Source organism: Streptomyces sp. NPDC059874, from assembly GCF_042731135.1.
Lineage (GTDB): Bacteria > Actinomycetota > Actinomycetes > Streptomycetales > Streptomycetaceae > Streptomyces.
In genome coordinates this window covers 40952-66613 of record NZ_JBHWJY010000048.1, presented here as the reverse complement: position 1 = coordinate 66613, position 25662 = coordinate 40952, and the positions used below count along the sequence as shown (strand labels likewise).

The window sequence follows — 25662 nt, the reverse complement described above, 5'->3', positions numbered from 1 at the left end:
CGACGCGACCGAAGGGAGCGCCCTTGACAGGCCGGCCCGACACGGAAGGACTATGGGACTGACGGGAAACCCCCAAGACCTCTCTGATTCCGCCCGGCTCGGATGCCGCCAACCCCCGACCCCGCCGTACGGGACGGCCCGGCCCGCTCCCCGACCCCCGCCGCCCCGGGGCGAGCCCCGAGGGGGTGAGAGTCCCGCGCGCGCGTGAGTTCGTACCGCCCCCGCCCTACCCCGCCCCCGCCGTCACCACCGGGGTGATCGTGGTTTCCGCTGGGCCTCTGGCGTCCGCTTCGCGTTGGCGTTCCGCGCTGTCGCTGATGCGCAGGAGGAGGGCGATCATGATCCAGTTGGCCAGGAGGGACGAGCCGCCCTTTGCCAGGAAGGGCAGCGCCTTGCCCGTCAGGGGGATCAGGCCCGTGACGCCGCCCGCCACCACGAAGACCTGGAGGGCCAGCGCCGAGGCGAGGCCCACCGCCAGGAGTTTGCCGAAGGGGTCGCGGGCGCCGAGGGCCATGCGCAGGCCGCGCTGTACGAGGAGTGCGTAGAGGAGGAGGACGGCCATGACTCCGGCCAGGCCCAGTTCCTCGCCGACCGTGGTGAGGATGAAGTCGCTGCGGCCGGCGAACGCGATGAGCTCCGGGTGGCCCATGCCGAGGCCGGTGCCGGATATGCCGCCCGTGCCGAAGCTGAAGAGGGCCTGCGCCGATTGGTCCGAGGTGACACCGGGCGGGGGGACCTCCCAGTAGTAGGAGAGCGGGTTGAGCCATGCCGCCACTCGTGCCTTGACGTGGGGTTCGGTGGAGCCCACCGCGAAGGCGCCCACCGCCGCCATGAACAGACCGCACACGATCCAGCTGGTGCGCTCGGTGGCCACGTACAGCATCACGACGAAGACGCCGAAGAAGATCAGCGAGGTGCCGAGGTCGCGCTCGAAGACCAGCACCAGCATCGAGACGATCCACACCGTGACGATGGGACCGAGCTGCCGCATCGGGGGGAGGCGGATGCCCATGAACTTGCGGCCCGTCAGGGCCAGGGAGTCGCGGTGGATGACCAGGTAGCCGGCGAAGAAGATCGCGATCATGATCTTCACGAACTCGCCGGGCTGGAGTGAGAGGCCGAAGAGTTTGATCCAGCGCTTCGCGCCGTAGGTGTCCGCGCCGAAGAACGCCGGTGCGATGAGGAGGACGAGCGCCACGGCCATCGTGATGTAGATGAAGCGTTGGAGCAGGCGGTGGTCGCGCAGCAATGCCAGCACCAGGAGGCAGGCGGCGACGCCGACCACGGTCCACATCAGCTGGCCGGGCGCGTTCGCGTCCGAGTTGAACCGCTCGATGTACCCCTGGTCGAGGCGGTGCAGCAGCACCAGCCCCAGCCCGGTCAGCAGCATGGCGAGCGGGAAGACGAGCGGGTCCGCGTAAGCCGCGAAGCGGCGCACGCCCAGGTGTCCCACCAGCGACAGCAGGGTCAGGCTGATCGTGAAGCCGGCGAGGTTGGGCGGCAGCTCGTCGTTCATGGCGAGGCCCGCGGCGGCATGGCCGAACACCGCGATGGCGATGACGAAGGCGAGGAGCAGCGCCTCGGTACGGCGGCGCGCGCCGGCCGAGGTCAGGGGTTTCAGTCCACGCACGGGATGCCGCCACCGGCCGACGGGGCGCATGCCCTACTGGACGCCGGGGCCGGGGCCGAGGCGGCTGGGGTCGAGGCGGCTGGGGTCGAGGTTGAAGGCGCCTCGGGCGGTGCGGTCGGGGATCCGGATGCCTTCGGTCCGATCTGCTCGTCAATGAGGCGCTTTATCTTCATATCGTCTATGACGTTGATGTCCTCCCCATGGTTCCTGCCGAAGCGATCGAGGGGGAGTGTCGACGGGCCCTAGGGCTCGGTTCAGCCGCCCGGGCACTCGCTGTTGTCGCCGCCGCTGCGGCACTGGCGGCTCGGCTCGGTGGCGGCGGGGTCCGGCTCGATCTTCTGCGGCTGGGCGGTCTCGGAGGCGCCCGCCAGCAGCAGCATCAGCCCGAGCAGCAGCACGCAGGCCACGCCGTGCACGGCCGTGGAGAGGGGGGCGCGCATCCGGCGGAACCCGAACGCGGCCAGCGTGGAGACGGCGCACAGGAAACCGAGCCAGAGGAACATCCCGGCGGTGCGGGGGATGCCCTGCCATTGGTGGGCTGAGCTGGTGGTGGGTGCGAGGAGGCCGAACTCCTCGACGGCGGCGTAGAGGACGCCTACGACGAGCATCACGGCCACGCCCGCGCCGGTGAGGAGCGCCAGGATGAGGTCCGTCGCCCAGTGCATGGGCGCGCGGGAGCGTCCTGCCGGTGGCCGTGCCGGTTGCGCCGCCTGGTTCGTCATGCCCCGCAGTATCGCGCCGGGGGCCTGTCCGCCGCCTGAGTATCGGTACTTAGCCCGGTGGCGGGACGGCGGGTTCCGCCCGCGGCCCCCGGGGCTCCGCCCCGGACCCCGCGCCTCAATCGCCGGCGGGGCTGATTTTTGGCTGATGCCGGCTGCTGGGTGCGGCTGTCAGGACCGCCGGGCTCCGCCCCGGACCCCGCGCCTCAATCGCCGGCGGGGCTGATTTTTTTGCTGATGCCGCCTGCTGGGTGCGGCTCTCAGGCCTCCCGGGGGCTGGATCTGGCTGGTTCCGCCCGGCGGGTGTGGGTCACGGGCCGCTTGGCGCCGGTGGGTTCGGGGGGCGGGTTCTCGCGGTGCGTAGTGCCGAAGCCGCCGACCGGATCGGGAAGGCCAGGGCCAGTACTCCGACGGCTCCCGGGCCCAGCCAGACCAGCACGTTCCTCCGTACGGCCGTATCGGCATCCGGTCCGCTGACGGCGACGGCCACCGGGCCGGTCGGCCGGGTGTCGAACACGGTGTCGACCTCGACGCTCCCGAGGGTGAACGAGCCGTCGGTCGCCGTGAAGCTCCCCGTACAGGTCAGTGCCCGTTCGCCCGCCTGGTACGGGGCCTCCCGGCACTGCTCCGCGTGGAACGCGCCGGCCACCCCGGTCAGCTGGGTCGCCAGTCGCGGTACGGCGCCCGACAGCAGGTGGATCCCGGCCGCGAGGCCGACGGTGATCGGGATCGCGCGCCGCCACCGCACGCGCGAGCCGCCCGGACTGGTCCTGGTCATGGCGCGAGCGTAATGATCCCGAACGCGTGTACGCCCTGGTTTTCGGGGTTCGGAGGCGCGATTCGCGCAACGCCCGACGGCGAGAATTGGCACTCCGCTTGACCGAGTGCTAATCGCCGGAATAGTGTCACACCTGGCACTCGCCCCGGGTGAGTGCCAACACAGCGACAGGCAGGTCCGGCACCCGCGACGACGGATCGACCTGGTCGCCACCTCAGACAGTTAACCCCGGATCTCCGAAGGGGGAGGTCGGATCGTGACGACCGCCAGCTCCAAGGTTGCCATCAAGCCGCTTGAGGACCGCATTGTGGTCCAGCCGCTCGACGCCGAGCAGACCACGGCCTCCGGCCTGGTCATCCCGGACACCGCGAAGGAGAAGCCCCAGGAGGGCGTCGTCCTCGCCGTGGGCCCGGGTCGCTTCGAGGACGGCCAGCGTCTCCCGCTGGACGTCAGCGTCGGCGACATCGTGCTGTACAGCAAGTACGGCGGCACCGAAGTGAAGTACAGCGGCGAGGAGTACCTCGTCCTCTCGGCTCGCGACGTGCTCGCGATCGTCGAGAAGTAATTCGCTTCTCCAGTACTGCTTTGAGCTGCGCCCCTGGTCACCCCGCTGATTGCCGGGCGGCGAGGGGCGCAGTTCGTTAAACCCGAGTTTTCGAGAGGGCTGAACCGCTCCCATGGCGAAGATCCTGAAGTTCGACGAGGACGCCCGTCGCGCCCTCGAGCGCGGCGTCAACAAGCTTGCCGACACGGTCAAGGTGACGATCGGCCCCAAGGGCCGCAACGTCGTCATCGACAAGAAGTTCGGCGCGCCCACCATCACCAACGACGGTGTCACCATCGCTCGCGAGGTCGAGCTGGACGACCCGTACGAGAACCTGGGCGCGCAGCTCGTGAAGGAGGTGGCGACCAAGACCAACGACATCGCGGGTGACGGCACCACCACCGCCACCGTGCTGGCCCAGGCGCTGGTCCGCGAGGGTCTGCGCAACGTCGCCGCCGGTGCCTCCCCGGCCGCCCTGAAGAAGGGCATCGACGCCGCGGTCAAGGCCGTGTCCGAGGAGCTCCTCGCGACCGCCCGCCCGATCGAGGACAAGTCCGACATCGCCGCCGTGGCCGCGCTCTCCGCGCAGGACCAGCAGGTCGGCGAGCTCATCGCCGAGGCGATGGACAAGGTCGGCAAGGACGGTGTCATCACCGTCGAGGAGTCCAACACCTTCGGCCTGGAGCTGGAGTTCACCGAGGGCATGGCCTTCGACAAGGGCTACCTCTCCCCGTACATGGTCTCCGACCAGGAGCGTATGGAGGCCGTCCTCGACGACCCGTACATCCTGATCAACCAGGGCAAGATCTCGTCGATCCAGGACCTCCTGCCCCTGCTGGAGAAGGTCATCCAGGCCGGCGGCTCCCGCCCGCTGCTGATCATCGCCGAGGACGTCGAGGGCGAGGCGCTCTCCACCCTCGTCGTCAACAAGATCCGCGGCACCTTCAACGCGGTCGCCGTCAAGGCCCCCGGCTTCGGTGACCGTCGCAAGGCGATGCTCCAGGACATGGCCACCCTCACCGGTGCCACCGTCATCGCCGAGGAGGTCGGCCTCAAGCTCGACCAGGCCGGTCTGGACGTGCTGGGCACCGCCCGCCGCGTGACCATCTCCAAGGACGACACCACCATCGTCGACGGTGGCGGCAGCTCCGACGAGGTCCTCGGCCGCGTCAACCAGATCAAGGCCGAGATCGAGTCCACCGACTCGGACTGGGACCGCGAGAAGCTGCAGGAGCGCCTGGCGAAGCTCGCCGGTGGCGTCTGCGTCATCAAGGTCGGCGCCGCCACCGAGGTGGAGCTCAAGGAGAAGAAGCACCGCCTCGAGGACGCCATCTCGGCGACCCGCGCCGCGGTCGAGGAGGGCATCGTCTCCGGCGGTGGCTCCGCGCTCGTTCACGCCGTGAAGGTGCTGGAAGGCAACCTGGGCCTGTCCGGCGACGAGGCCACCGGTGTCGCGGTCGTGCGCCGCGCCGCCGTCGAGCCGCTGCGCTGGATCGCCGAGAACGCCGGCCTCGAGGGTTACGTCATCACCTCGAAGGTCGCCGAGCTCGACAAGGGCCAGGGCTTCAACGCCGCTTCCGGCGAGTACGGCGACCTGGTCAAGGCCGGCGTCATCGACCCGGTGAAGGTCACCCGCTCCGCGCTGGAGAACGCCGCTTCCATCGCCTCCCTGCTGCTCACGACCGAGACCCTGGTCGTCGAGAAGCCGGCGGAGGAAGAGGCCGAGGCCGGTCACGGCCACGGTCACGGCCACAGCCACTGAGGCTGACGCCCGGACAGACAAGGCCCCCGTTCCGCCGTTTCGTACGGCGGGGCGGGGGCCTTTCCGTTCGCGGGCCGACGGCCCCGGTTACTCCATGACTCCCAACTGCCGCATGAGTGACATGGCGTCGAAGTGCCACCAGCCTTCGGCGATCTTGCCGTCCTCACAGCGGAAGGTGGTGGTGCCGTCCATGGAACAGGTCTTGCCGGTGTTCGCGATGCCCATGAAGTCGGCCTTCTGGGTGCCGGTCCAGGTCCACACGGTGGTGACGCAGTCGTCCTGCGCGAGCTGCGCCTTCTTGGTGAAGGAGTAGTCGAAGCCGCCGCGCCAGTCCGTCATGTCCTGCCGGATCTGGTCGCGGCCGACGGTCGGCTCCGAGCCCTTCATGACGTCGTGGTCGACGTAGCCCTCCGCGAAGATCTCGTCGATGGCGCTCATGTCCCCCTTCACCGCGATGTCGTCGAACACCCGGTTCACCATCATGGTGTTGAGGTGCTCGTCGCGGACGACGTCGAGGTTCGTGAACGTCGGCATCCCGTCGCAGAGGGCCACCATCTCCTTGAACATTCGGTCCGTCTCCGGGAGGCTCGAGTTCTTCATGGCCTCTTCGTACGAGGGGAACTCGACCACGTCGACGTAGTGGTTCTCGGACTCGCGGTCCCTGCCCACGATGCTGTGGGTCACCGTGCGCTTCCCCTGGCTCTGCGCGACGTACTTGTCGAGGAGCGCGTTGAGGGCCTCGGGCTGCTTGGTCTCGTAATCGACTATCTGTACGAATGTCATGGTGTCTCCCGGGCTTGGTGGGGCACATCCAGTTTAGGGAGAATTCACCCATTCAGCCCGGTTTGGCGGAGCGATGCCGGGGCTCCGGTCAGGGCTTTGGTCAGGACTCCGGTCAGGACTCCATCAGGCCCAGCTGGCGCATCACGTTCATGATGTCGTACTGCCACCAGCCCTCGACGATCATGCCGTCCTTGCAGCGGAAGGTCGTCGAGCCGGTCGAGCTGACCTTCTTGCCGGTCGGGGCGAGCCCCATGAACTCACCTGTGTGCGTCGCGTTCCAGGTCCACAGGGTGGTGACGAGGTCGCCTTCGGCGAGTTGCTGGTCCTTGGTGAAGGACATGTCGAAAGCGGACCGCCACATGTCGAGGTCCGCCATGATGCCGTCGACGCCCTGGAGGTTGGGGTCGGCCCTGAAGATGTCGTGGTCGACGTAGTCGGGGGCGACGATCTGCTCGGCGATGGAGCGGTCCCCCGTCGTGGCGAGTTCGTCGAACATCCGGTCCACGAGCAGCTTGTTGAGGTTCTCGTCGCGGACCACGTCGAGGTTGGTGAAGGTGGGCATCCCTTCGCAGAGCGCCACCATCTCCCGGAACATCTTGTCCGTCTCCGGGAGGTTCGAGTTCTTCATGGCGTCTTCGTACGACGGGAATTCGACCACGTCCACGTAGTGGTCCTCGGCCTCGCGGTCCTTGCCGACGACGCTGTGGGTGACGGTGCGCTTGCCCTGGCTCTGGGTGACGTACTGGTCCAGCAGCTGGTTGAGGTCATCGGGCCGGCGGGTCTTGTAATCGATTATCTGTACGAATGTCATGGCGGGCTCCCGGGTTGGGTGGACATATTCCAGTTTAGGGAGATTCCACCCATTCGGCCGGTCCTACCGACGGGTTACTGGGGCCCGTACTTGCGGCCCGTACGCGAGGACACCCCGCCGAGCAGCCCGCGCGGGGTCAGCTTCACCACGCCCATCAGCGCCTTGTAACGGGGGTCCGGGATCGAGACCGTCTTGCCCCGCGCCAGGTCGGCCAGGGCCGCGGCGACCAGCTTGTCGGCGTCGAGCCACATCCAGTTGGGGATGTTGTCGGTGCCCATGCCGGCCCGCTGGTGGAACTCGGTACGGACGAACCCCGGGCACAGCGCCATCAGCCGCACCCCGGAACCCGCCAGGTCCTTCGCCGCGCCCTGGGTGAACTGCACGACCCAGGCCTTGCTGGCCCCGTACGTGCCGCGCGGCACGAAGGCGGCGACCGAGGCCACGTTGATCACGCCGCCGCGGCCGCGCGAGCGCATCGACTCGCCGGCCGCCGAGGTCAGCCGCAGCACGGCCTCGATGTGGACCTTCAGCATCGTCAGCTCGTCGGCCATGGAGACTTCGAGGTAGCGGCCCTTGTTGCCGAAGCCCGCGTTGTTGACCAGCAGGTCGACCGGGTGCGTGCGGTCGGCCAGCCGCGCCTCGACGGCCTTGATGCCCTCCTCCGTCGAGAGGTCGGCGGTGAGCACCTCGGCCTCGATGCCGTGCCGGTCGTGCAGTTCGGTGGCCTGCTCGCCGAGTCGCTTGGTGTCGCGTGCCACCAGTACCAGGTTGTGCCCCTGGGCGGCGAGCCGCCTGGCGAAGGCGGCGCCGATGCCCGCCGTGGATCCCGTAATCAACGCAGTCGTCATAGGCGCAACCTAGCGGCCCCGGGTGACGGCCCTACTTCGCCCCGTTGTCCGCCCCGTACTTCTCCATGTGCTTGCGCACCCGCTCGTGCGCCTCGGGCTCCATCGCGGCGCCGGCGGCGAGGGTGCGCGGCAGCAGGTCGCGCTCGGTGGTGAAGGCGCGGAACCAGAGGGAGACCGTCACGTCATGGTCCGGGCGGTGGACGACCTCGATCGGGTCGCCGGGGGAGACGTGGCCCTCCTCGATCACGCGCAGGTACGCGCCCGGCCGGCCCGCCTGAGTGAACCGCTTGACCCAGGAGCCCTCGCCGAGGGCCCCCTGGAAGGTCCGGCACGGGATGCGGGCCGAGGCCACTTCGAGCACGAGGTCCGCGCCGACCCGCCAGCGCTCGCCGAGCAGCGCGTCGTTCACGTCGATGCCGGTGGTGGTGAAGTTCTCGCCGAAGAGCCCGCCGGGCAGCTCGCGGCCGAGCTCGCGCTCCCACCAGTCGAGGTCCTCGCGGGCGTACGCGTACACGGCCTGGTGGTCGCCGCCGTGGTGGCGGCGGTCGCAGACGGCGTCGCCCTCCAGGCCGCTGCCGTGGCCCGTGGCCTTCGGGCCGGGGGCGAAGACGCGGACCGGCCCGGGGACCGGGCCCTTGCCGTGGCCCGTCACCCCGCTTTCCGCGTCGGTGTAGTCGACGGCCGTCGGGCGGCCGACGTTCACGGAGATGAGATGCATGGGGACCATGCGGACACGCTAACCGAGCGGCCCCAAAGCGTCACGGGGATATTCGTGCGATGGTCAAAGCGGGGCTTATGCTCGAAGGGTGATCGAGGCTCGTCATCTCCGGGTTCTGCGCGCTGTCGCCGGGACCGGTTCCTTTTCCGCCGCCGCCCGCGAGCTGGGCTGCACCCAACCGGCAGTGTCCCAGCAGATGAAGGCGCTGGAGCAGTCGGCCGGCACCCCGCTGCTCATCCGCACCGGCCGCGAGATGCGGCTCACCCAGGCCGGCGAGGCCCTGGTCCGGCACGCCGCCGGAATCCTGGCCGGGCTGACGGCGGCCGAGGAGGAGGTCGCGGCCATCGCCGGGCTGCGCGCGGGCCGGGTCCGCCTCGTCTCCTTCCCCAGCGGCAGCTCCACGCTGGTGCCGACCGCGCTCGCGGCGATGCGCGCCGAGCATCCGGGCACCCGGATCTCCCTGGTCGAGGCCGAGCCCCCGCGCTCGGTGGAGATGCTGCGCGAGGGCGACTGCGACCTGGCGCTGGCCTTCCGGTACGGCGGGTCGACCGGGTCGGCCGCCGAGTGGGAGGACCTCGTGGTGCGGCCGCTGCTCACCGACCGGCTCGTCGGGCTGGTTCCCGAGGGGCACCGGCTGGCCGGAGCGGAGCGGGTGGGCATGGCGGAGCTGGCGGACGAGCCCTGGATCGCGGGCTGCCCGCGCTGCCGCCGTCATCTGGTGGAGGTGTGCGAGGGCGCGGGCTTCACCCCGCGCATCGACTTCGCCACCGACGACTACCCGGCGGTGGTCGGCCTCGTCGGCGCGGGGCTGGGCGTCGCGGTGCTGCCGGAGCTCGCGGTGGAGTCCGTACGGGCCAAGGGCGTGAGCACCCTGGCCGTGGAGCCGGCCGTCGAGCGGGAGGTCGTGGCGCTGACCCTGCCCGACCTGGCCAGGGTGCCGGCCGTGGCCGCGACCCTGGCCGAGCTGGAGCGGGCCGCCACGCGCTGACCGTACGCACGGGGGTGCGGTGCGTACGGCCCAACGCGTGAGGTGCGGGCCCGGAGCGACGACACGCCCGGGCATGATCAGTCGTTCGGAGGGATTCGGAGGATCCGGGCGGGCCCGGGGGATTTCGAAGAAACGTTCCTTCGGACGCTTCGTCTCGTGTGCCGTCAGTGCGGCGCGATCGGTCCGATCGCACTCGACGCGGGGATCAGGCGATGCCGGGCGCGGCCCATCAGTTCCTCGCGCTCGTCCTCGGTGAGGCCGCCCCACACCCCGTAGGGCTCTCGGACGGCGAGTGCGTGCGCGGCGCATTCCGAACGCACCGGGCATCTCATGCAGACCTCTTTAGCCGAGGCCTCGCGCGCGCTCCTGGCCGCGCCCCGCTCACCTTCCGGGTGGAAGAAGAGGGAGCTGTCGACTCCGCGGCAGGCAGCGAGCAGCTGCCAGTCCCAGAGGTCGGCGTTCGGTCCGGGGAGGCGGGAGAAATCTGCCATTGGGAGTCCTCTTGGTGCCGGTACTGAGGCGGATACGGTCCATGTCTCCACACCTACTGTCTTAGTAGATGTAAATATGACTCATTGGGAATCTAGCCTCAGACATGCGCCAAAGGGAAGGAAAGCCGCCAAATAGGGCATAGCTCCAGATGGAGGACAGATGGCTGGTGGCGCCCGTGTCGTGATCGGTTCCTCACGTAGAGTGCCGAAGGTGTCCGTCCGACCCGTAACTCTTTCGAGTGACCATCGTTGAGAGTGCGAAGGCGGTTGAACCAAGAAGTTCCCGGACAGGTGTCCGAGGACATCGACCGCACAGGTGACGATACGTACCAGCCTGGAGGCTCAAGGTGACGCGCATCAGCAGCTGCGGAGGGCGGTCATGACTTCCGTCCTCGTCTGCGACGACTCCCCGCTTGCCCGAGAGGCGCTCCGTCGCGCGGTTGCCACCGTGCCCGGCGTCGAGCGTGTGACGACGGCTGCCAACGGCGAGGAAGTCCTCCGCCGCTGGGGTGCCGACCGCTCCGACCTGATTCTGATGGATGTCCGGATGCCCGGGCTCGGCGGTGTGGAGACGGTCCGCCGTCTGCTCTCGGCCGACCCCGGGGCCCGCATCATCATGCTGACGGTCGCCGAGGACCTGGACGGCGTGGCCCTCGCGGTCGCCGCCGGCGCCCGGGGCTATCTGCACAAGGACGCCTCGCGCGCCGAACTGCGGGCCACGGTCACCCAGGCACTCGCCGACCCGACCTGGCGACTGGCCCCGCGCCGGCTCCGCTCGGCCGAGATGGGCGCCGCGCCCACGCTCACCGCGCGCGAGATCCAGGTGCTGGAGGGCATGAGTCACGGCCGGTCCAACGCGGAGATCGGGCGCGAGCTCTTCCTCTCCGAGGACACGGTCAAGACGCACGCCCGCCGGCTGTTCAAGAAGCTCGGCGCCTCGGACCGCGCGCACGCCGTGGCGCTCGGCTTCCGCTGGGGCCTGGTGCGCTGACTCCGCCCGACGATCGTGAGCCCCGCCGTACCCGGTGCGCACCCGGGGGTTGGCGGGGCACAATCCGGGGGACGTGTCGCTTCGTGCGCGATGCCGCATCCTTGAGGGTGTGCCGCATTCTTGGAAATGTGGGGTCCCCGTCCTCGGGGACCATTCGGCCGAGCGGGAGGGGAGGGCGCAAGCATGAGTTCAGGCGCACCCGCTCATAACGCTTCGACGCACGAAACGGGCCGCGGGGCCACGGATGCCCCGGCGCCAAGGCACCATGGATTGATGCGCGACGACGAGGCCCAGGGGTCACCCGCGGCCACAGGCACCACCGGTGCCGCCAAAGGCGGCAGTGCCGGGGCCGTCAGCGCGCTCGTACGCCGGGCCGTGGAGGGCGACGAGCAGGCCACGCACGACCTGCTCGCCTTCGTGCACCCGCTCGCGATCCGCTACTGCCGCACCCGACTCTCACGTCTTCCCGGTGACGCTCGTCACTTCGTCGAGGACCTGGCGCAGGAGGTATGCGTCGCCGTCCTGATGGCGCTGCCGCGCTACCGGGACACCGGGCGGCCCTTCGAGGCCTTCGTCTTCGCCATCGCCGCGCACAAGGTCGCCGACCTCCAGCGGGCCGCCATGCGGCATCCGGGCAGCACGGCCGTGCCGTCCGACGAGATGCCGGAGCGGCCGGACGACTCGCTGGGGCCGGAGGAGCGGGCACTGCTGAGCAGTGACGCCGCGTGGGCCAAGAAGCTGCTGGCGAACCTGCCGGAGAACCAGCGGGAGCTCCTCGTGCTGCGCGTGGCCGTCGGGCTGACCGCGGAGGAGACCGGGCAGATGCTCGGCATGTCCCCCGGGGCGGTGCGAGTGGCCCAGCACCGGGCGCTCAGCCGGCTCCGCGCGCTCGCCGAGCAGTAGGCCCCGCAGGCCCCCGTGGTCCGCCGTTTCATCGTAGGAAACTATGAAAATCCTGGTTGACCTTGGTCGTGGAATGAGACGCCTCGCGATCCCGTTAGCATGGACATCCGCGCAGAGCAAGACCATTTGGGAAGGTGTCATGACCGCCGACGGAGTGCCCGACAAATTCGCCACGCTCGGACTGACCTACGACGACGTGCTGCTGCTGCCGGGCGCGTCGGACATGTCGCCTGATGCGATCGACACCTCTTCCCTCATCTCGCGCAACGTTCGCGTGAACGTTCCGCTGCTCTCCGCCGCCATGGACAAGGTCACCGAGGCCCGCATGGCCATCGCGATGGCCCGCCAGGGCGGCGTCGGCGTCCTGCACCGCAACCTCTCCATCGTCGACCAGGCCAACCAGGTCGACCTGGTCAAGCGCTCCGAGTCGGGCATGGTCACCGACCCGATCACGGTGCACCCGGACGCGACCCTGCGTGAGGCCGACCAGCTCTGCGCGAAGTTCCGCATCTCCGGCGTCCCGGTCACCGACCCGGCCGGCAAGCTGCTGGGCATCGTCACCAACCGCGACATGGCCTTCGAGTCGGACCGCAGCCGCCAGGTGCGCGAGGTCATGACCCCGATGCCGCTGGTCACGGGCAAGGTCGGCATCTCCGGCGTGGACGCCATGGAGCTGCTGCGCCGCCACAAGATCGAGAAGCTCCCGCTGGTCGACGAGGCGGGCATCCTCAAGGGCCTCATCACGGTCAAGGACTTCGTCAAGGCCGAGAAGTACCCGAACGCCGCCAAGGACAAGGACGGCCGGCTGCTCGTCGGCGCCGCCGTCGGCGTCGCCGGTGACGCGTACGAGCGCGCCCAGGCCCTGATCGAGGCGGGCGCCGACTTCATCGTCGTCGACACCGCCCACGGCCACTCCCGCCTGGTCGGCGACATGGTCGCCAAGATCAAGTCGAACTCCACGGTGGACGTCATCGGCGGCAACGTCGCCACCCGCGACGGCGCCCAGGCGCTGATCGACGCCGGCTGCGACGGCATCAAGGTCGGTGTCGGCCCCGGCTCCATCTGCACCACCCGCGTCGTCGCCGGCATCGGCGTCCCGCAGGTCACCGCGATCTACGAGGCCTCGCTCGCCGCCAAGGCGGCCGGCGTCCCGGTCATCGGCGACGGCGGCCTGCAGTACTCCGGCGACATCGCGAAGGCCCTGGTCGCGGGCGCCGACACGGTGATGCTCGGCTCGCTGCTCGCGGGCTGCGAGGAGTCCCCGGGCGAGCTGCTCTTCATCAACGGCAAGCAGTTCAAGTCGTACCGCGGCATGGGCTCGCTCGGCGCGATGCAGTCCCGCGGCGAGCAGAAGTCCTTCTCCAAGGACCGCTACTTCCAGGAGGGCGTGGGCGGCGACGACAAGCTCATCCCCGAGGGCATCGAGGGTCAGGTGCCGTACCGCGGCCCGCTCTCGGCGGTCGTGCACCAGCTGGTCGGCGGCCTGCGCCAGTCGATGTTCTACGTCGGCGGCCGCACGGTCCCCGAGCTGCAGGAGCGTGGCCGCTTCGTCCGGATCACCTCGGCGGGCCTCAAGGAGAGCCACCCGCACGACATCCAGATGACGGTGGAAGCGCCGAACTACTCCCGTAAGGGGTAGCAGGGTTGGTGCCGAGGGGCGGGCCGGGATGACCGGGCCCGCCCTTCGGCCGTTCCGGCGTCCGTGGGTGACCGGCGCTGCGCGCCGAGCCGGGGCTCCGCCCCAGACCCCGCGCCTCAAACGCCGGCGGGGCTGGCTCGGTGTCCGTACGGCGGTCATCGGAACGCGGGGCCCCGGGGTTCGGGGATACTGGACGGGCAGACCCAGAGGAAAGGCCACCACACGTGACTGAGATCGAGATCGGGCGCGGCAAGCGCGGCCGCAGGGCGTACGCGTTCGACGACATCGCCATCGTCCCGAGCCGGCGTACCCGGGACCCGAAGGAGGTCTCGATCGCCTGGCAGATCGACGCGTACCGCTTCGAGCTCCCCTTCCTGGCCGCCCCCATGGACTCGGTCGTCTCCCCGCAGACCGCGATCCGCATCGGCGAGCTCGGCGGTCTCGGCGTGCTGAACCTCGAAGGCCTGTGGACCCGGTACGAGGACCCGCAGCCGCTGCTCGACGAGATCGCGGAGCTGGACGAGGAGACCGCCACGCGCCGTCTCCAGGAGATCTACTCCGCCCCGATCCAGGCGGACCTGATCCGGCAGCGCATCAAGGAGGTGCGCGACTCTGGCGTCGTGACCGCCGCCGCGCTCTCCCCGCAGCGCACCGCCGAGTTCTCCAAGGCCGTCGTCGACGCCGGCGTGGACATCTTCGTGATCCGCGGCACCACGGTCTCCGCCGAGCACGTCTCGGGCGCCGCCGAGCCGCTGAACCTCAAGCAGTTCATCTACGAGCTCGACGTCCCGGTCATCGTGGGCGGCTGCGCCACCTACACCGCGGCCCTGCACCTGATGCGCACCGGCGCCGCGGGCGTGCTGGTCGGCTTCGGCGGCGGCGCCGCGCACACCACGCGCAACGTGCTCGGCATCCAGGTCCCGATGGCCACCGCCGTCGCGGACGTGGCCGCGGCCCGCCGCGACTACATGGACGAGTCCGGCGGCCGCTACGTGCACGTCATCGCCGACGGCGGCGTGGGCTGGTCGGGCGACATCCCGAAGGCCGTCGCCTGCGGCGCCGACGCCGTGATGATGGGCTCCCCGCTGGCCCGCGCCACCGACGCGCCCGGCAAGGGCAACCACTGGGGCATGGAGGCCGTCCACGAGGACGTGCCGCGCGGCAAGAAGGTCAACCTCGGCACGGTCGGCACCACCGAGGAGATCCTCACCGGCCCGTCGCACTCCCCGGACGGCTCGATGAACATCTTCGGCGCGCTGCGCCGCTCGATGGCCACGACCGGCTACAGCGAGCTCAAGGAGTTCCAGCGGGTCGAGGTCACGGTCGCGGACTCGCAGCACAGCCGCTGATCGTTCTTCCGTACGTACGCCGGAGGGCCGGCACCCCAGGCGGGGTGCCGGCCCTCCGGCGTACGGGGTGGTGCAGGGTCAGTCGCTGACCTTCTTGGCCGCACCGAACGCGACGAAGCCGCCGATGGCGAGGAAGAGGAAGGACATCGCGTCCACGCTCTCCTTCCAGATGTCGTTCAGCCCGCCGACGCCGGCCTTGCTGAGGACCTCGCCCACGCCGACGTTGCCGAAATCGGCGAGCGCGAGGGCGATGAAGGTGAGCTGGCCGAGGTAGACGGCACCGAGCGACAGCGCGGCGGCGATCAGGGGCAGGATCGGGTTGCGGCCGCCGACCTTGCCGGCGGCGAGGCCGACGAGCAGGCCGACGCCGGCCGCGGCGTAGCCGATCTCGCGGTCGATGGCGTTCATGATGTAGCCGTACGCGCCGGCCGCGACCAGGGCCGCGACGACCGCGGCGACGATGCCGAGACCGACGTTGCCGGTGCGGGCGGCCGGGGCGGCGGGCGCCTCGGTGAAGGAGTCGGGCGCGGGCGGCTGGAAGTTCTGGCTCATGGAGATCCCCCCCAGGGAATCGTGGGCACACGTGTCCTGGGGGACGTATGTGCGAGATAAGCAAGTGACGCCGCAGGCTAGCAGGCGGTCGTGACATCCGTGAGGGGGAATTTCCCGGGCGTTCAGAGCCGGTGCGCGGCGCCCGCCGGGCTGGCTCCGCGGGTGTCGAGGAGCAACTGGGCCTTCACCGCGAGACCTTGTAGGTCGTAGGTGCGGTGGTGCTGGAGCAGGATCGTCAGATCGGCGTTGGCCGCGGCCTCGTACAACGATTCGGCTCGGGGGACGGGCTGGTCCCGCACCCGCCAGCCCGCGATGTACGGGTCGTGGTAGCTGATCAGCGCTCCCAGGTCGAGGAGGCGGCTGGCGATCTCGCGCGCCGGGGAGCCCTCCTGGTCGGCGAGGTCGGGCTTGTAGGTGACGCCCAGGAGGAGGACGCGGGCGCCGCGCGCGGACTTGCCGTGCTCGTTCAGCAGGGTGGCGGAGCGCTGGATGACGTACTGCGGCATCCGGTTGTTGATCTCCTGCGCCAGGCCGACCATGCGCAGGGGGTGGCCCGGGGTGCGGGTGGTGTGGGGGAGGTAGTTGGGGTCGAGGGGGACGCCGTGGCCGCCGACGCCGGGGCCGGGGCGGAACGCCTGGAACCCGTACGGCTTGGTCTCGGCGCAGCGGATGACGTCCCACAGGTCGACGCCGAGGTCGTGGCAGAGCACTGCCATCTCGTTCATGAGGGCGATGTTGACGTGCCGGTAGTTGGTCTCCAGTAGCTGTACGGTCTCGGCCTCGCGCAGGCCGCGGGCGCGGACCACCTTCTCGGTGAGGCGGGCGTAGAAGGCGTGCGCGGACTCGGTGCAGGCGGGGGTGAGGCCGCCGATCACCTTCGGGGTGTTGGAGATGCCGTGGGTGCGGTTGCCGGGGTCGAGCCGGCTGGGGGAGTAGGCCAGGTGGAAGTCCCGGCCCGCGCGCAGTCCGGAGCCCTCTTCGAGGATGGGGCGGAGGTAGTCCTCGGTGACGCCCGGGTGGGCGGCCGATTCGAGGATGACCGTGGTGTGCGGGCGCAGGCGGGCGGCGAGTGCGCGGCCGGCCTCGCCGACGGCGGAGAGGTCGAGGGCGCGGTCGGCGCCGAGGTGGGTGGGGGCGCAGATGATGGCGGTGCGCACCCGGCCGAGCTCGGCGGGGTTGGTGGTGACCCGGAAGCCCGCCGCCGACATGCGGCGGATCTCGGCGGCGGTGAGGGTGGAGTCCGTGACCGGACCGCTGTCGTAGCCGACCGTCTCGATTCCGGCGGCGACGGCCGCCTGGGCGAGGGGGAGGCCGAGATGGCCGAGTCCGATGACGGCGAGGTCTGCGGGCATGGGGGTGCCGTCCCTTCCCTGACACGAGGGGGATGCGCGCGCAAGCCCTGTGGACGGGAAGGCCACGCAGGGAGCTGGCGCAATGTCAGACTAGGCGTATATATGACAGATATGTCGCATTCTGGGGTGAAGGTCACCGTTGTGTTGTCCACAGGCGGTGGCTGATGTGGGTGCGGCCGGTCAGAATCGTGACAACGGGGATGTGAGCGGGATCACCCGCACCAACGGGAGGCAGCCGTGAGGACAGCGACACTGGGGCCGGAACAGCGTGCCGAGGCGCTCGCCCGGATGGCCGAACGGGAACTGGACGTCCTGGTCGTGGGCGCGGGCGTGGTCGGCGCCGGCACCGCGCTCGACGCCGTGACCCGGGGTCTGTCGACCGGGCTGGTGGAGGCGCGCGACTGGGCCTCCGGCACCTCCAGCCGGTCCAGCAAGCTGATCCACGGCGGCCTGCGCTACCTGGAGATGCTCGACTTCGCCCTCGTACGGGAGGCCCTGAAGGAGCGTGGTCTGCTGCTCGGGCGCCTCGCCCCGCACCTGGTGAAGCCGGTGCCGTTCCTGTACCCCTTGCAGCACAAGGGCTGGGAGCGGTTCTACGCGGGCTCGGGCGTCGCGCTCTACGACGCGATGTCCGTCTCCAGCGGCCACGGGCGTGGCCTGCCCGTGCACCGGCACCTCTCGCGCAAGCGGGCCCTGCGGGTGGCGCCGGCGCTGCGCAAGGACGCGCTGGTGGGGGCCCTGCAGTACTACGACGCCCAGATGGACGACGCGCGGTACGTCGCCACGCTGGTGCGCACGGCCGCGGCGTACGGGGCGCACTGCGCCAACCGGGCGAGAGTGGTCGGCTTCCTGCGCGAGGGCGAACGGGTGGTCGGCGCGCGGGTACGTGACGTCGAGGGCGGTGGCGAGTACGAGATCCGCGCCAAGCAGGTGGTGAACGCGACGGGTGTGTGGACGGACGACACCCAGGCGCTGATCGGGGAACGGGGGCAGTTCCACGTCCGGGCCTCCAAGGGCATCCACCTGGTCGTGCCGAAGGACCGGATCCACTCGAGCACCGGACTGATCCTGCGGACCGAGAAGTCGGTGCTGTTCGTCATCCCGTGGGGCCGGCACTGGATCATCGGGACCACGGACACCGACTGGGACCTGGACAAGGCGCACCCGGCGGCGTCCAGCGCGGACATCGACTACCTGCTGGAACACGTGAACTCGGTGCTGGCCGTGCCGCTCACGCGCGATGACGTGCAGGGCGTGTACGCGGGCCTGCGGCCACTGCTGGCCGGGGAGTCGGACGCGACGAGCAAGCTGTCGCGCGAGCACACGGTGGCGCACCCGGTGCCGGGCCTGGTGGTGGTCGCGGGCGGCAAGTACACGACGTACCGGGTCATGGCCAAGGACGCCGTCGACGAGGCGGTGCACGGGCTGGACCAGCGGGTCGCGGAGTGCGTGACCGAGGACGTGCCGCTGGTGGGGGCCGAGGGGTACCACGCGCTGTGGAACGGGCGGGCGCGGATCGCGGCCGGGGCGGGACTCCATGTGGTGCGGGTCGAGCACCTGTTGAACCGCTTCGGGTCGCTGACGGAGGAGCTGCTCGACCTGATCGCCGCCGACCCGGGGCTGGCCGAGCCGGTGACCGGGGCGGAGGACTACCTGCGCGCGGAGATCGTGTACGCGGCCTCGCACGAGGGGGCGCGGCACCTGGACGACGTACTGACGCGACGGACGCGGATCTCGATCGAGACCTTCGACCGGGGGACGCGGTCCGCACGGGAGTGCGCGGAGTTGATGGCGCCGGTGCTGGGGTGGGACAAGCAGCAGATCGAGAAGGAAGTGGAGCACTACGAGAAGCGGGTCCAGGCGGAGCGGGAATCGCAGCGCCAGCCGGACGACCAGACGGCGGACGCAACGCGGCTCGGGGCTCCCGACATCGTTCCGTTTTGACATCCTCCCCTTCGTGAACGAAGGGGATTCCTACCTCACGCTGCCTGGCGGACCGGCGGTCCGTCAGGTCTTCCACGATCAGCGGCAGCCGGGGTGAGACCAGCCCGGACGTGGGGGCACCTCCCAGCGGTAGCTGGGGGACATCACGTGTGCGGAGTTTTTGTCCCTGGGGGAGGCGGTTCCGCACGCGGAGCACGTGTAGGTACGTTCCGACAGCGGTAGTGCGTGCTTGGCTCTCGCTCCGCACTGTCCGCAGTCCATGGTTGTGTGCGCCGGGTGCACGAGCCGCAGGTCGCGGCCGTGCTTGCGCGCCATGTTGATCAACTCATGCTTGACGGTGGAGATCGCGGCATCGGTGGCCTTGCGGGCCATGGTTGACTTCGCAAGGAACTTGGGGCGGAAGTCCTCCACGGCGAGCCGGTCGAAGTCCGTCACCACCCGTTTGGCCCACTTGCGGGCGGTGTCCTGGCGCTGACGAGCGATCTTCTCGGCCGCCCTCTTCCCATACTCGGGGTGACGGAGGTCGTGTGCGTTGCTGGTCGTGGTCGCGGTTTCCTTGACTCCCCAGTCGACACCGATCACCGCACCTGTCTCGGGCAGCGGCTGTACGCTTGTCTGGACGACAAATGACGCGTACCAGTGGCCGAGGCTGTCCCGGTAGATGCGCACGCTGGACGGGTCGGCGGGCACGGGCCGCGACCACACCACCGTCAGCGAGATCCCGCCCGCCAGGTGCAGACGCCCGTCCTTGATGCGGAATCCGCGCCGGGTGTAGTTGAGCGTGGGTTCCGCGCCGCTGCACCGGCAACCGTGCCCTGCCACCCATGTTCCGCGCGCCAGACGGTCAGCATCCTGCACAGCAAGGCCGGCCCGCACTTCTCGCCCGCCTTGTACGCCACCTTGGACTCGGCAACGCACCGATTCCATACCCAGCGGCACCGGTCCCACTCGGACAACAAGGCCGAGCAACCAGCTGAAGACACGCGCAGCCGGAAGGTGTACCGGGCGTGCCCGGCTCCCCCGACTACCGCCATTGCCGTCATGACGCCAACCTAGGCGCCTGGGCCCTGCTTCTTCCCGGAACCCGGACAACCCACACGAACGGGTGACCGATGACCGCACTGAGCAGCGGTCCATCGGCCTCAAGTGCCTTTCATCTGCCGGAGGCCACCCTGACCATCGCCCTTTGCGGCGCGCGCCTTCCCGGGCTGAGAACAGAGTTGCCCAGTCAAGGGGGGAACCGCGGACCCGGGGCGCCCGTCCGTTGCGGAGTGAGGAAGAATGAGGTTTCTGCCGGGGCGGGTTACCGCGGACCCCGGCGGCTGCCGGGGCAGTCGGGGCAGGCTGCAGGAACGCAGAGGGGACGCATGTCGAAGCCGGAGCACACCAAGTCGCCTGCCGGGTCGCCTGCGGCGGGCCCGGAGGGTGGGCACTCGCCTGAGGTGGAGGCGAAGGCCGATGCTACGGCTGCGCCCGCCAGTGGGACGGAACGCGAGGACGCGAAGGCGGCTGACGGCGTGAAGGCTGCGCCGAGCCTGAGCAAGGCCGTGGCCGGGGCTGAGCCCGAGGACGCGAAGCCGGGTGACGGCGTGAAGGCTGCGCCGAGCCTGAGCAAGGCCGCGCCCGCGGCGGAGCCCGAGGACGCGAAGCCGGCGGCTAAGGCCGGGGACGCTCCTGTCGTGGATGCGAAGCCTGCTGACGGGGTGAAGCCTGCGGCCGCGCCGAGTCTGGGCAAGGCGGCGGCCGAGGCGGAGCCTGCTGACGGGGTGAAGCCCGCGGGCGCGCCGAGTCTGGGCAAGGGCAAGGTCGGGGAAACGGTCAACCCCGTCGTCGAGAAGGCCGATGCCCTGGCGGCGGCCGTCAAGGCGGCGGCCGCGAAGGCGGCCGGGACCGGGGAGGACGAAGGGCGGCTGCTGGCCGGGCGCTACCGGCTCGGGGCCGTGCTCGGCAAGGGCGGGATGGGCACCGTCTGGCGCGCCCAGGACGAGACCCTGGGACGGACCGTCGCCGTCAAGGAACTCCGGTTCGGCACGGGCGTCGACGAGGACGAGAAGCGCCGCCTCATCACCCGCACCCTGCGCGAGGCCAAGGCCATTGCCCGGATCCGGAGCGGCGGCGCCGTCACCGTCTACGACGTCGTCGACGAAGACGGCCGGCCGTGGATCGTCATGGAGCTCATCGAGGGGCCCTCGCTCGCCGAGTTCGTACGGGAGAACGGCCCGTTGACACCCCGCCGCGCCGCCGAGGTCGGCCTCGCGGTGCTCGACGTACTCCGCGCCGCCCACGGGCAGGGCATCCTGCACCGGGACGTCAAGCCGTCCAACGTGCTCATCGCCGCCAACGGCCGTGTCGTCCTGACCGACTTCGGCATCGCGCAGGTGGAGGGCGACCCCTCCGTCACCTCCACCGGCATGCTCGTCGGCGCCCCCTCCTACATCTCCCCCGAGCGCGCCCGAGGCCAGAAGCCCGGTCCGCCCGCCGACATGTGGTCGCTCGGCGGTCTGCTGTACGCCTCCGTCGAGGGCGTGCCCCCGTACGACAAGGGCTCCGCGCTCGCCACGCTCACCGCCGTGATGACCGAGCCGGTGGACCCGCCGAAGAACGCGGGTCCGTTGGCCGAGGTCATCTACGGCCTGCTGGTCAAGGACCCCGCGCGGCGCCTCGACGACGACCGCGCGCGGGCCATGCTGACCGCCGTCGTCAACGCGCCGGAGCCGGTGGCGCCGCCGGTCGTGGCCCCGACCGCGGAGGAGACCCGGCAGATATCGCTGGCCGACGCCAAGGAGGCCGCGGACAAGGCGGACGCCGAGAAGGCGGAGAAGGCGGCCGAGAAGGCGGCGAAGAAGGAGCGCGAGCGGCGGGAGCGCGAGCAGCGCGAACGCGCCCGTGCCGCGCTGAAGTCGGCCCGCAAGGAAGCCGCGGCGGCCGCCGCGGCCGCGGCCGTGCCGACCGCCTCGGCGGCCGAAGCACCGGCCCCCGCCAAGCCCGCGCCCGTGGCCGCGCCGCTCACCGACGTGCTGCCGCGCCGCACGATGCTGATGGCGGCGGCCGCCGTGCTGGTGGTGCTGGCGGCGGTCGGTTCGCTGATCGCCTACGCGGTCGGCGGCGACGACAACGGCGGCAAGGAGCAGGGCAAGAACGGCGGCAAGGCCACCCCGGCCGTCTCCGGCAACCCGACCCCGGGCCCGGGCGGGACCGCGAAGAACACCCCGCAGAACGCCTCGCCGAACACGCCCCAGAACTCGCCGTCCTCCTCCCCGAAGGCAGGCGAGCCGGGCACCAACAGCCAGGGACAGGGCGCCTCGCCCGGTGGCGGGGGCGGCGGACTCCCGTCGGGCTACGCCACGGTGACGGACCCGGGGTTCCACTTCTCCATGGCCATGCCCCAGGGCTTCCACCTGACGGGCACAGCGGGTGAGAAGTCGGGCGGCATATACAGCCGCGACGGCGGCTTCCCGCGGATCCAGGTCGACTACAACAACAGCCCCGGCGACGACGCGCGCAAGGCCTGGATGGAACTGGCTCCGGCCGTGCAGGGCAGCAGCAAGGGCTACCGCCTGCTCGGGATCAGCCAGACGAGCTACCGGAACTATCCGACCGTCGCGGACTGGGAGTTCGAGCGGGAGCAGAACGGCATCAAGGTCCGCGTGCTCAACCGGGGCTTCAAGATGGACGCGACGCACGGCTACGCCATCATGATCAGCTGCGCGGCCGACCAGTGGGACGGCCCGGAGTGCGCGCAGATGCGTGCGACGGCGTTCGAGACCTTCCAGCCGCTCGGCTGACCTCGGGACGCGGGCGGCCCCGGCGACGTATCGTGTCAGCGGGGCCACGGGGGACCCGGCGCACTCGGGGGAGGCGATGTGGAGGAGTACGCGGGCCGGATCCTGGCCCACCGGTACCGCCTGCCGTTGCCGCCGTCGGACTACGCCGAGTACGAACTCATCGAGACCCGGGCCTTCGACACGCGCAGCGGACAGGAAGTCCTCGTACGGCAGGTGCCGTTGCCGGAGGTCGTGGACGCCGAGCTGATGGACGGGCCGCAGCCGGAGGCCGTCCCGGCCGGTGATCTGCCGGCGGTGCGGCGCGCGATCGAGGCGGCGCAGGCGGCCGCCGCGATTCCGGACCACCCCCGGCTGGACCAGGTCTTCGACGTGTTCGCGGAGGGCGGGTCGCTGTGGATAGTGAGCGAACTCGTCCCGGCGAGGCCGCTGGCCGCGCTGATCGCCGATGAACCGCTGAGCCCCTACCGGGCGGCGGAGGTGGCGTCGGACGTACTGACCGCGCTGCGGGTGCTGCACGCGCACGGGTGGACGCACCGGAACATCACCGTCCGGACGGTCCTGGTGTGCGACGACGGCCGGGTGGTCCTGACCGGCCTGGCCGCGGGCGCGGCGGAAGAGGCGCTGTGCGGGTACGACCCCGTCCCGGCCGTGGCCTCCGGCGGTGATGCGGATGCCGGTGGCGGTGGCGGTGTGGCGGGCTTGCGTCCGGGGACCGGGGGCTTCGGAGGCGAGGCGTGGGGCGGTGGCCCTGCCGGTGCCCCCGGCGGTGGTGCGGTGGGTCCGGGACCCGGGCCTGTCGCCTCCGGCGGTGGTGCGGTGGGTCAGGGGCCCGTCGCCTCCGGGGTGGAGCCGTGGAGCGCGGCCGCTGCCTTCGGAGATGGCTCGGGGTACGGGTACCGGACGGAGGCCGAGGAGGCCGGACCGGACGCGGGTACGGAGTCCGCGCAGGCGCGGTACGCGCCGTTGGTGGCTCCCGGGTACGACACCGGGCCGCGGCACACCGATCACATCGCCCCGGGGCGTTCGGAGGACCGGCCCGACCTCCAGGCCGCGGCTCGGGCCGGGGCCATCGCCGCGTACCGGGCCGGATCGCGGGCGGCCGCCGCCAGGGTCGCAGAGCAGAGCAGGGCGGAGGCCGCGGGTGGCCCCGCGCCGGAGCCTGAGCCGAGGCCCGAGGGGTCGAACCTCCCGCAGGGGTACTCGTACCCGTACGGCGGCCCCGAGGCCGGCTCCACCGCCCCCTGGCACGGCGCCACCCCCCGCCGCCAGGCCCTCCCCCCGGCCAGAACGCCGCAGGCCGAGCCGGCGCGGCCGGGGTTGCCCGGGCAGCCCGGCGGGGCGCGGGCGGGGTCTGGGCAGGGGCCGCAGGCCGAACCGCAGCCGCAGTCGCAGCAGTCCAGTTGGCCGCAGGCCGACCCGGCGCGGGCCGGGTTGCCCGCGCAGCTTGCTCTGCCGCAGGGGTACCGCCAGGCCGATGCGCCCGGCCCGGCGCAGCTGCGGCCTGGGGGCGCCACCGTGCCGCAGGGGCCCGGCCCCGGGTACGGCGGTGTCGGCCGGCAGGGCTACGGGCCGGGGGAGGCCGGCCCGTCGCAGTCCGCGTCGGCGCAGGCGCCCGGTCCCGGCGGTGCCGGGTACGGCGGGGCGCAGCCCGGGGGTGGCAACGGCGCACGCGTGCCGCAGGCCGGTCCGGGCGGTGCCGGGGACGGCGGGCCGCAGCCGCAGGCGCGCGGCGCGGCTGGTTGGGGTGGGCCTCGGAGCGGGTTGGACGCCGAGCGGGCGCGGCAGACGCGGATGGCCGTCGTCGGGGCGGTTACCGAGCGGTGGGCTCCCGAGCAGGCCCGGAGCGTGTCCGGGCCGTGGCAGCTGGCCGCTCCCATCGGCCCCGCCACGGACCTCTGGGCGCTCGGCGCGCTGCTGTTCCGCGCGGTGCAGGGGCACGCCCCGTACCCCGAGGACAGTGTGGCCGAGCTCGTCGAGCTGGTCTGCGCCGAGCCGCCCGCCTTCGCGGAGGAGTGCGGTGCGCTGCGCCCGATCGTGGAGTCGTTGCTGCGCCAGGACCCCACCGAGCGCCCCGACTTCGAGGAGCTGCGCGGCTGGCTGCGCTCGCTCGTACGGTCGGCTCCCGAGCCGGAGGCCGGGTTCGCCATGCTCCCGATGGCGGAGCCGGATCCCGCGCGCCTGCCCGTCGTACGCCGCCGCGGCGAACTGCACGGCCGGCACCGCAACCCCACCGCCGCCCGCAAGTCCCGCACGCCCCGTTCCCTCGGCCGGACGCTGCTCGTCGGCATCCTCGTGCTGCTCGCCGGGGCCGTGGCGTACGCGATGCTGTTCATGCCCCGGGCGGGTGAACCCGGCACCCCGGGGCAGCCCGACACCGCGTCAACCCCCCCGAAGCAGAGCCAGAACCAGGGCCAGGGTCCCTCCCAGGTGCCCAGCGGGACCCCCGAGTCCAAGCCCGCGCCCCAGACGACCGCGCCCGCCGCCCCGCAGGCGACGGCCCCGCCCGGCTACACCACGCAGCAGGACCCCGAGCACTTCGAGATCGCCGTCCCCGACGGTTGGGAGCGCCGGAGCGTGAACGAGGCCGGCCAGGTGCGTTACGTCAGCGGGCAGTTCGTGCTGACCGTCGTCCCCGGCCGGGACAAGGTCGAGGGCAATCCCGACCCCGCGGCGTACCAGAAGGACAAGGAGCAGGAGCTGACCCCGTACCGCACCTCCACCTGGTCCTCGGTCGGCGACGTGAAGACGACCAAGGTCGGCCAGCAGCTCCGCGCCACCGGCCGCTACACGTGGATCGACGGCACGGGCCGGAACGTCTTCGCCCGCAATTTCGTCGTGGCACTCGCCGGCAGCTACCACGTCGTCATGGTCACGGGACCGGAGGACGAACAGGGCAAGGTCACCGAGGTCTTCGAGAAGGCCACGGCGAGTTACAAGTCCGGTGGGTGAGACCGTACTGACGACGGATCAGTACGGCGATTGCGTCACAGTGCTGCCATTCGGGGCCCGCGCGGTTCCGGCGGTACCCGTGGGCTCCGTAATCTGGCGGCCTGAAGCGTGGAGAGCGGCGGGGTT

The 25662-nt window shown here is 71.1% G+C and carries 21 protein-coding genes; 10 read left to right on the top strand and 11 right to left on the bottom strand.

Annotated elements, in window-relative coordinates:
- Window positions 1-226 precede the first annotated feature (226 nt).
- The 3 genes from ACFV9H_RS25665 to ACFV9H_RS25655 form a co-directional block, all read right to left on the bottom strand.
- Complete coding sequence (locus ACFV9H_RS25665; protein WP_385402306.1) at window positions 227-1630, bottom strand: FtsW/RodA/SpoVE family cell cycle protein; 1404 nt, start codon at window positions 1628-1630, stop codon at window positions 227-229.
- A gap of 254 nt (window positions 1631-1884) precedes the next feature.
- The gene (locus ACFV9H_RS25660) at window positions 1885-2352 is read right to left on the bottom strand and encodes a DUF6234 family protein (RefSeq protein WP_385402303.1); all 468 of its coding nucleotides are present in this window, start codon (window positions 2350-2352) and stop codon (window positions 1885-1887) included.
- A gap of 307 nt (window positions 2353-2659) precedes the next feature.
- Entirely contained in the window at window positions 2660-3127 is a 468-nt protein-coding gene (locus ACFV9H_RS25655; RefSeq protein ID WP_385402302.1) for a hypothetical protein, read from the bottom strand.
- Between the two features lie 256 nt (window positions 3128-3383).
- On the opposite strand from ACFV9H_RS25655, the gene groES reads away from it, so the two are divergent.
- Together groES and groL are read left to right on the top strand one after the other, a co-directional pair.
- Window positions 3384-3692: a co-chaperone GroES gene (gene groES, locus ACFV9H_RS25650; protein ID WP_030230757.1), complete on the top strand. Its 309-nt coding sequence runs from the start codon at window positions 3384-3386 to the stop codon at window positions 3690-3692.
- 112 nt (window positions 3693-3804) lie between these two features.
- Window positions 3805-5433, top strand: coding sequence for a chaperonin GroEL (groL, locus tag ACFV9H_RS25645; protein WP_385402299.1), 1629 nt, complete (start codon window positions 3805-3807; stop codon window positions 5431-5433).
- A gap of 87 nt (window positions 5434-5520) precedes the next feature.
- On the opposite strand, the gene ACFV9H_RS25640 is transcribed toward groL, so the two are convergent.
- The 4 genes from ACFV9H_RS25640 to ACFV9H_RS25625 all read right to left on the bottom strand — a co-directional run bounded on the left by ACFV9H_RS25640 (window position 5521) and on the right by ACFV9H_RS25625 (window position 8593).
- Window positions 5521-6216 carry an ester cyclase gene (locus ACFV9H_RS25640; RefSeq protein ID WP_385402297.1) on the bottom strand — a complete coding sequence of 232 codons (696 nt, stop codon included), beginning with the start codon at window positions 6214-6216 and terminating at the stop codon, window positions 5521-5523.
- A 112-nt stretch (window positions 6217-6328) separates the two neighbouring features.
- A complete protein-coding gene (locus ACFV9H_RS25635; protein WP_385402294.1) occupies window positions 6329-7027 on the bottom strand; it encodes an ester cyclase in 699 nt (232 codons plus the stop codon).
- 74 nt (window positions 7028-7101) lie between these two features.
- Complete coding sequence (locus ACFV9H_RS25630) at window positions 7102-7875, bottom strand: SDR family NAD(P)-dependent oxidoreductase (RefSeq protein ID WP_385402291.1); 774 nt, start codon at window positions 7873-7875, stop codon at window positions 7102-7104.
- Between the two features lie 31 nt (window positions 7876-7906).
- Complete coding sequence (locus tag ACFV9H_RS25625) at window positions 7907-8593, bottom strand: MOSC domain-containing protein (RefSeq protein ID WP_385402311.1); 687 nt, start codon at window positions 8591-8593, stop codon at window positions 7907-7909.
- 88 nt (window positions 8594-8681) lie between these two features.
- Between ACFV9H_RS25625 and ACFV9H_RS25620 the strand changes: the two genes are divergently transcribed.
- Window positions 8682-9581: a LysR family transcriptional regulator gene (locus ACFV9H_RS25620; protein WP_385402288.1), complete on the top strand. Its 900-nt coding sequence runs from the start codon at window positions 8682-8684 to the stop codon at window positions 9579-9581.
- 164 nt (window positions 9582-9745) lie between these two features.
- Here ACFV9H_RS25620 and ACFV9H_RS25615 read toward each other — a convergent pair whose 3' ends face one another.
- The gene (locus ACFV9H_RS25615) at window positions 9746-10072 is read right to left on the bottom strand and encodes a WhiB family transcriptional regulator (protein ID WP_030027725.1); all 327 of its coding nucleotides are present in this window, start codon (window positions 10070-10072) and stop codon (window positions 9746-9748) included.
- 379 nt (window positions 10073-10451) lie between these two features.
- Here ACFV9H_RS25615 and ACFV9H_RS25610 point away from each other — a divergent pair, with 379 nt between their 5' ends.
- The 4 genes from ACFV9H_RS25610 to ACFV9H_RS25595 all read left to right on the top strand — a co-directional run bounded on the left by ACFV9H_RS25610 (window position 10452) and on the right by ACFV9H_RS25595 (window position 14954).
- On the top strand, window positions 10452-11063 hold the full coding sequence (locus ACFV9H_RS25610) for a response regulator transcription factor (RefSeq protein ID WP_003948568.1): 612 nt from the start codon (window positions 10452-10454) through the stop codon (window positions 11061-11063).
- 273 nt (window positions 11064-11336) lie between these two features.
- Window positions 11337-11966: a sigma-70 family RNA polymerase sigma factor gene (locus tag ACFV9H_RS25605; protein ID WP_385402286.1), complete on the top strand. Its 630-nt coding sequence runs from the start codon at window positions 11337-11339 to the stop codon at window positions 11964-11966.
- Window positions 11967-12105: 139 nt separating this feature from the next.
- Complete coding sequence (gene guaB / locus ACFV9H_RS25600) at window positions 12106-13605, top strand: IMP dehydrogenase (RefSeq protein ID WP_385402283.1); 1500 nt, start codon at window positions 12106-12108, stop codon at window positions 13603-13605.
- Window positions 13606-13829: 224 nt separating this feature from the next.
- Window positions 13830-14954 (top strand): GuaB3 family IMP dehydrogenase-related protein, encoded by a 1125-nt coding sequence (locus ACFV9H_RS25595; RefSeq protein ID WP_385402281.1) that lies wholly within the window; start codon window positions 13830-13832, stop codon window positions 14952-14954.
- A 78-nt stretch (window positions 14955-15032) separates the two neighbouring features.
- Here the strand turns inward: ACFV9H_RS25595 and ACFV9H_RS25590 are convergent, their stop codons facing one another.
- Entirely contained in the window at window positions 15033-15506 is a 474-nt protein-coding gene (locus tag ACFV9H_RS25590) for a hypothetical protein (protein WP_385402278.1), read from the bottom strand.
- Window positions 15507-15628: 122 nt separating this feature from the next.
- Window positions 15629-16858: a nucleotide sugar dehydrogenase gene (locus tag ACFV9H_RS25585; protein ID WP_385402276.1), complete on the bottom strand. Its 1230-nt coding sequence runs from the start codon at window positions 16856-16858 to the stop codon at window positions 15629-15631.
- A 237-nt stretch (window positions 16859-17095) separates the two neighbouring features.
- Between ACFV9H_RS25585 and ACFV9H_RS25580 the strand changes: the two genes are divergently transcribed.
- Window positions 17096-18802, top strand: a complete 1707-nt coding sequence (locus ACFV9H_RS25580; RefSeq protein ID WP_385402273.1) for a glycerol-3-phosphate dehydrogenase/oxidase — start codon at window positions 17096-17098, stop codon at window positions 18800-18802.
- Window positions 18803-18880: 78 nt separating this feature from the next.
- Here the strand turns inward: ACFV9H_RS25580 and ACFV9H_RS25575 are convergent, their stop codons facing one another.
- Entirely contained in the window at window positions 18881-19624 is a 744-nt protein-coding gene (locus ACFV9H_RS25575; RefSeq protein ID WP_385402270.1) for an RNA-guided endonuclease InsQ/TnpB family protein, read from the bottom strand.
- Window positions 19625-20319: 695 nt separating this feature from the next.
- On the opposite strand from ACFV9H_RS25575, the gene ACFV9H_RS25570 reads away from it, so the two are divergent.
- Window positions 20320-22587, top strand: coding sequence for a protein kinase (locus tag ACFV9H_RS25570; protein WP_385402267.1), 2268 nt, complete (start codon window positions 20320-20322; stop codon window positions 22585-22587).
- Window positions 22588-22665: 78 nt separating this feature from the next.
- A complete protein-coding gene (locus ACFV9H_RS25565; protein ID WP_385402264.1) occupies window positions 22666-25536 on the top strand; it encodes a serine/threonine protein kinase in 2871 nt (956 codons plus the stop codon).
- Window positions 25537-25662 lie beyond the last annotated feature (126 nt).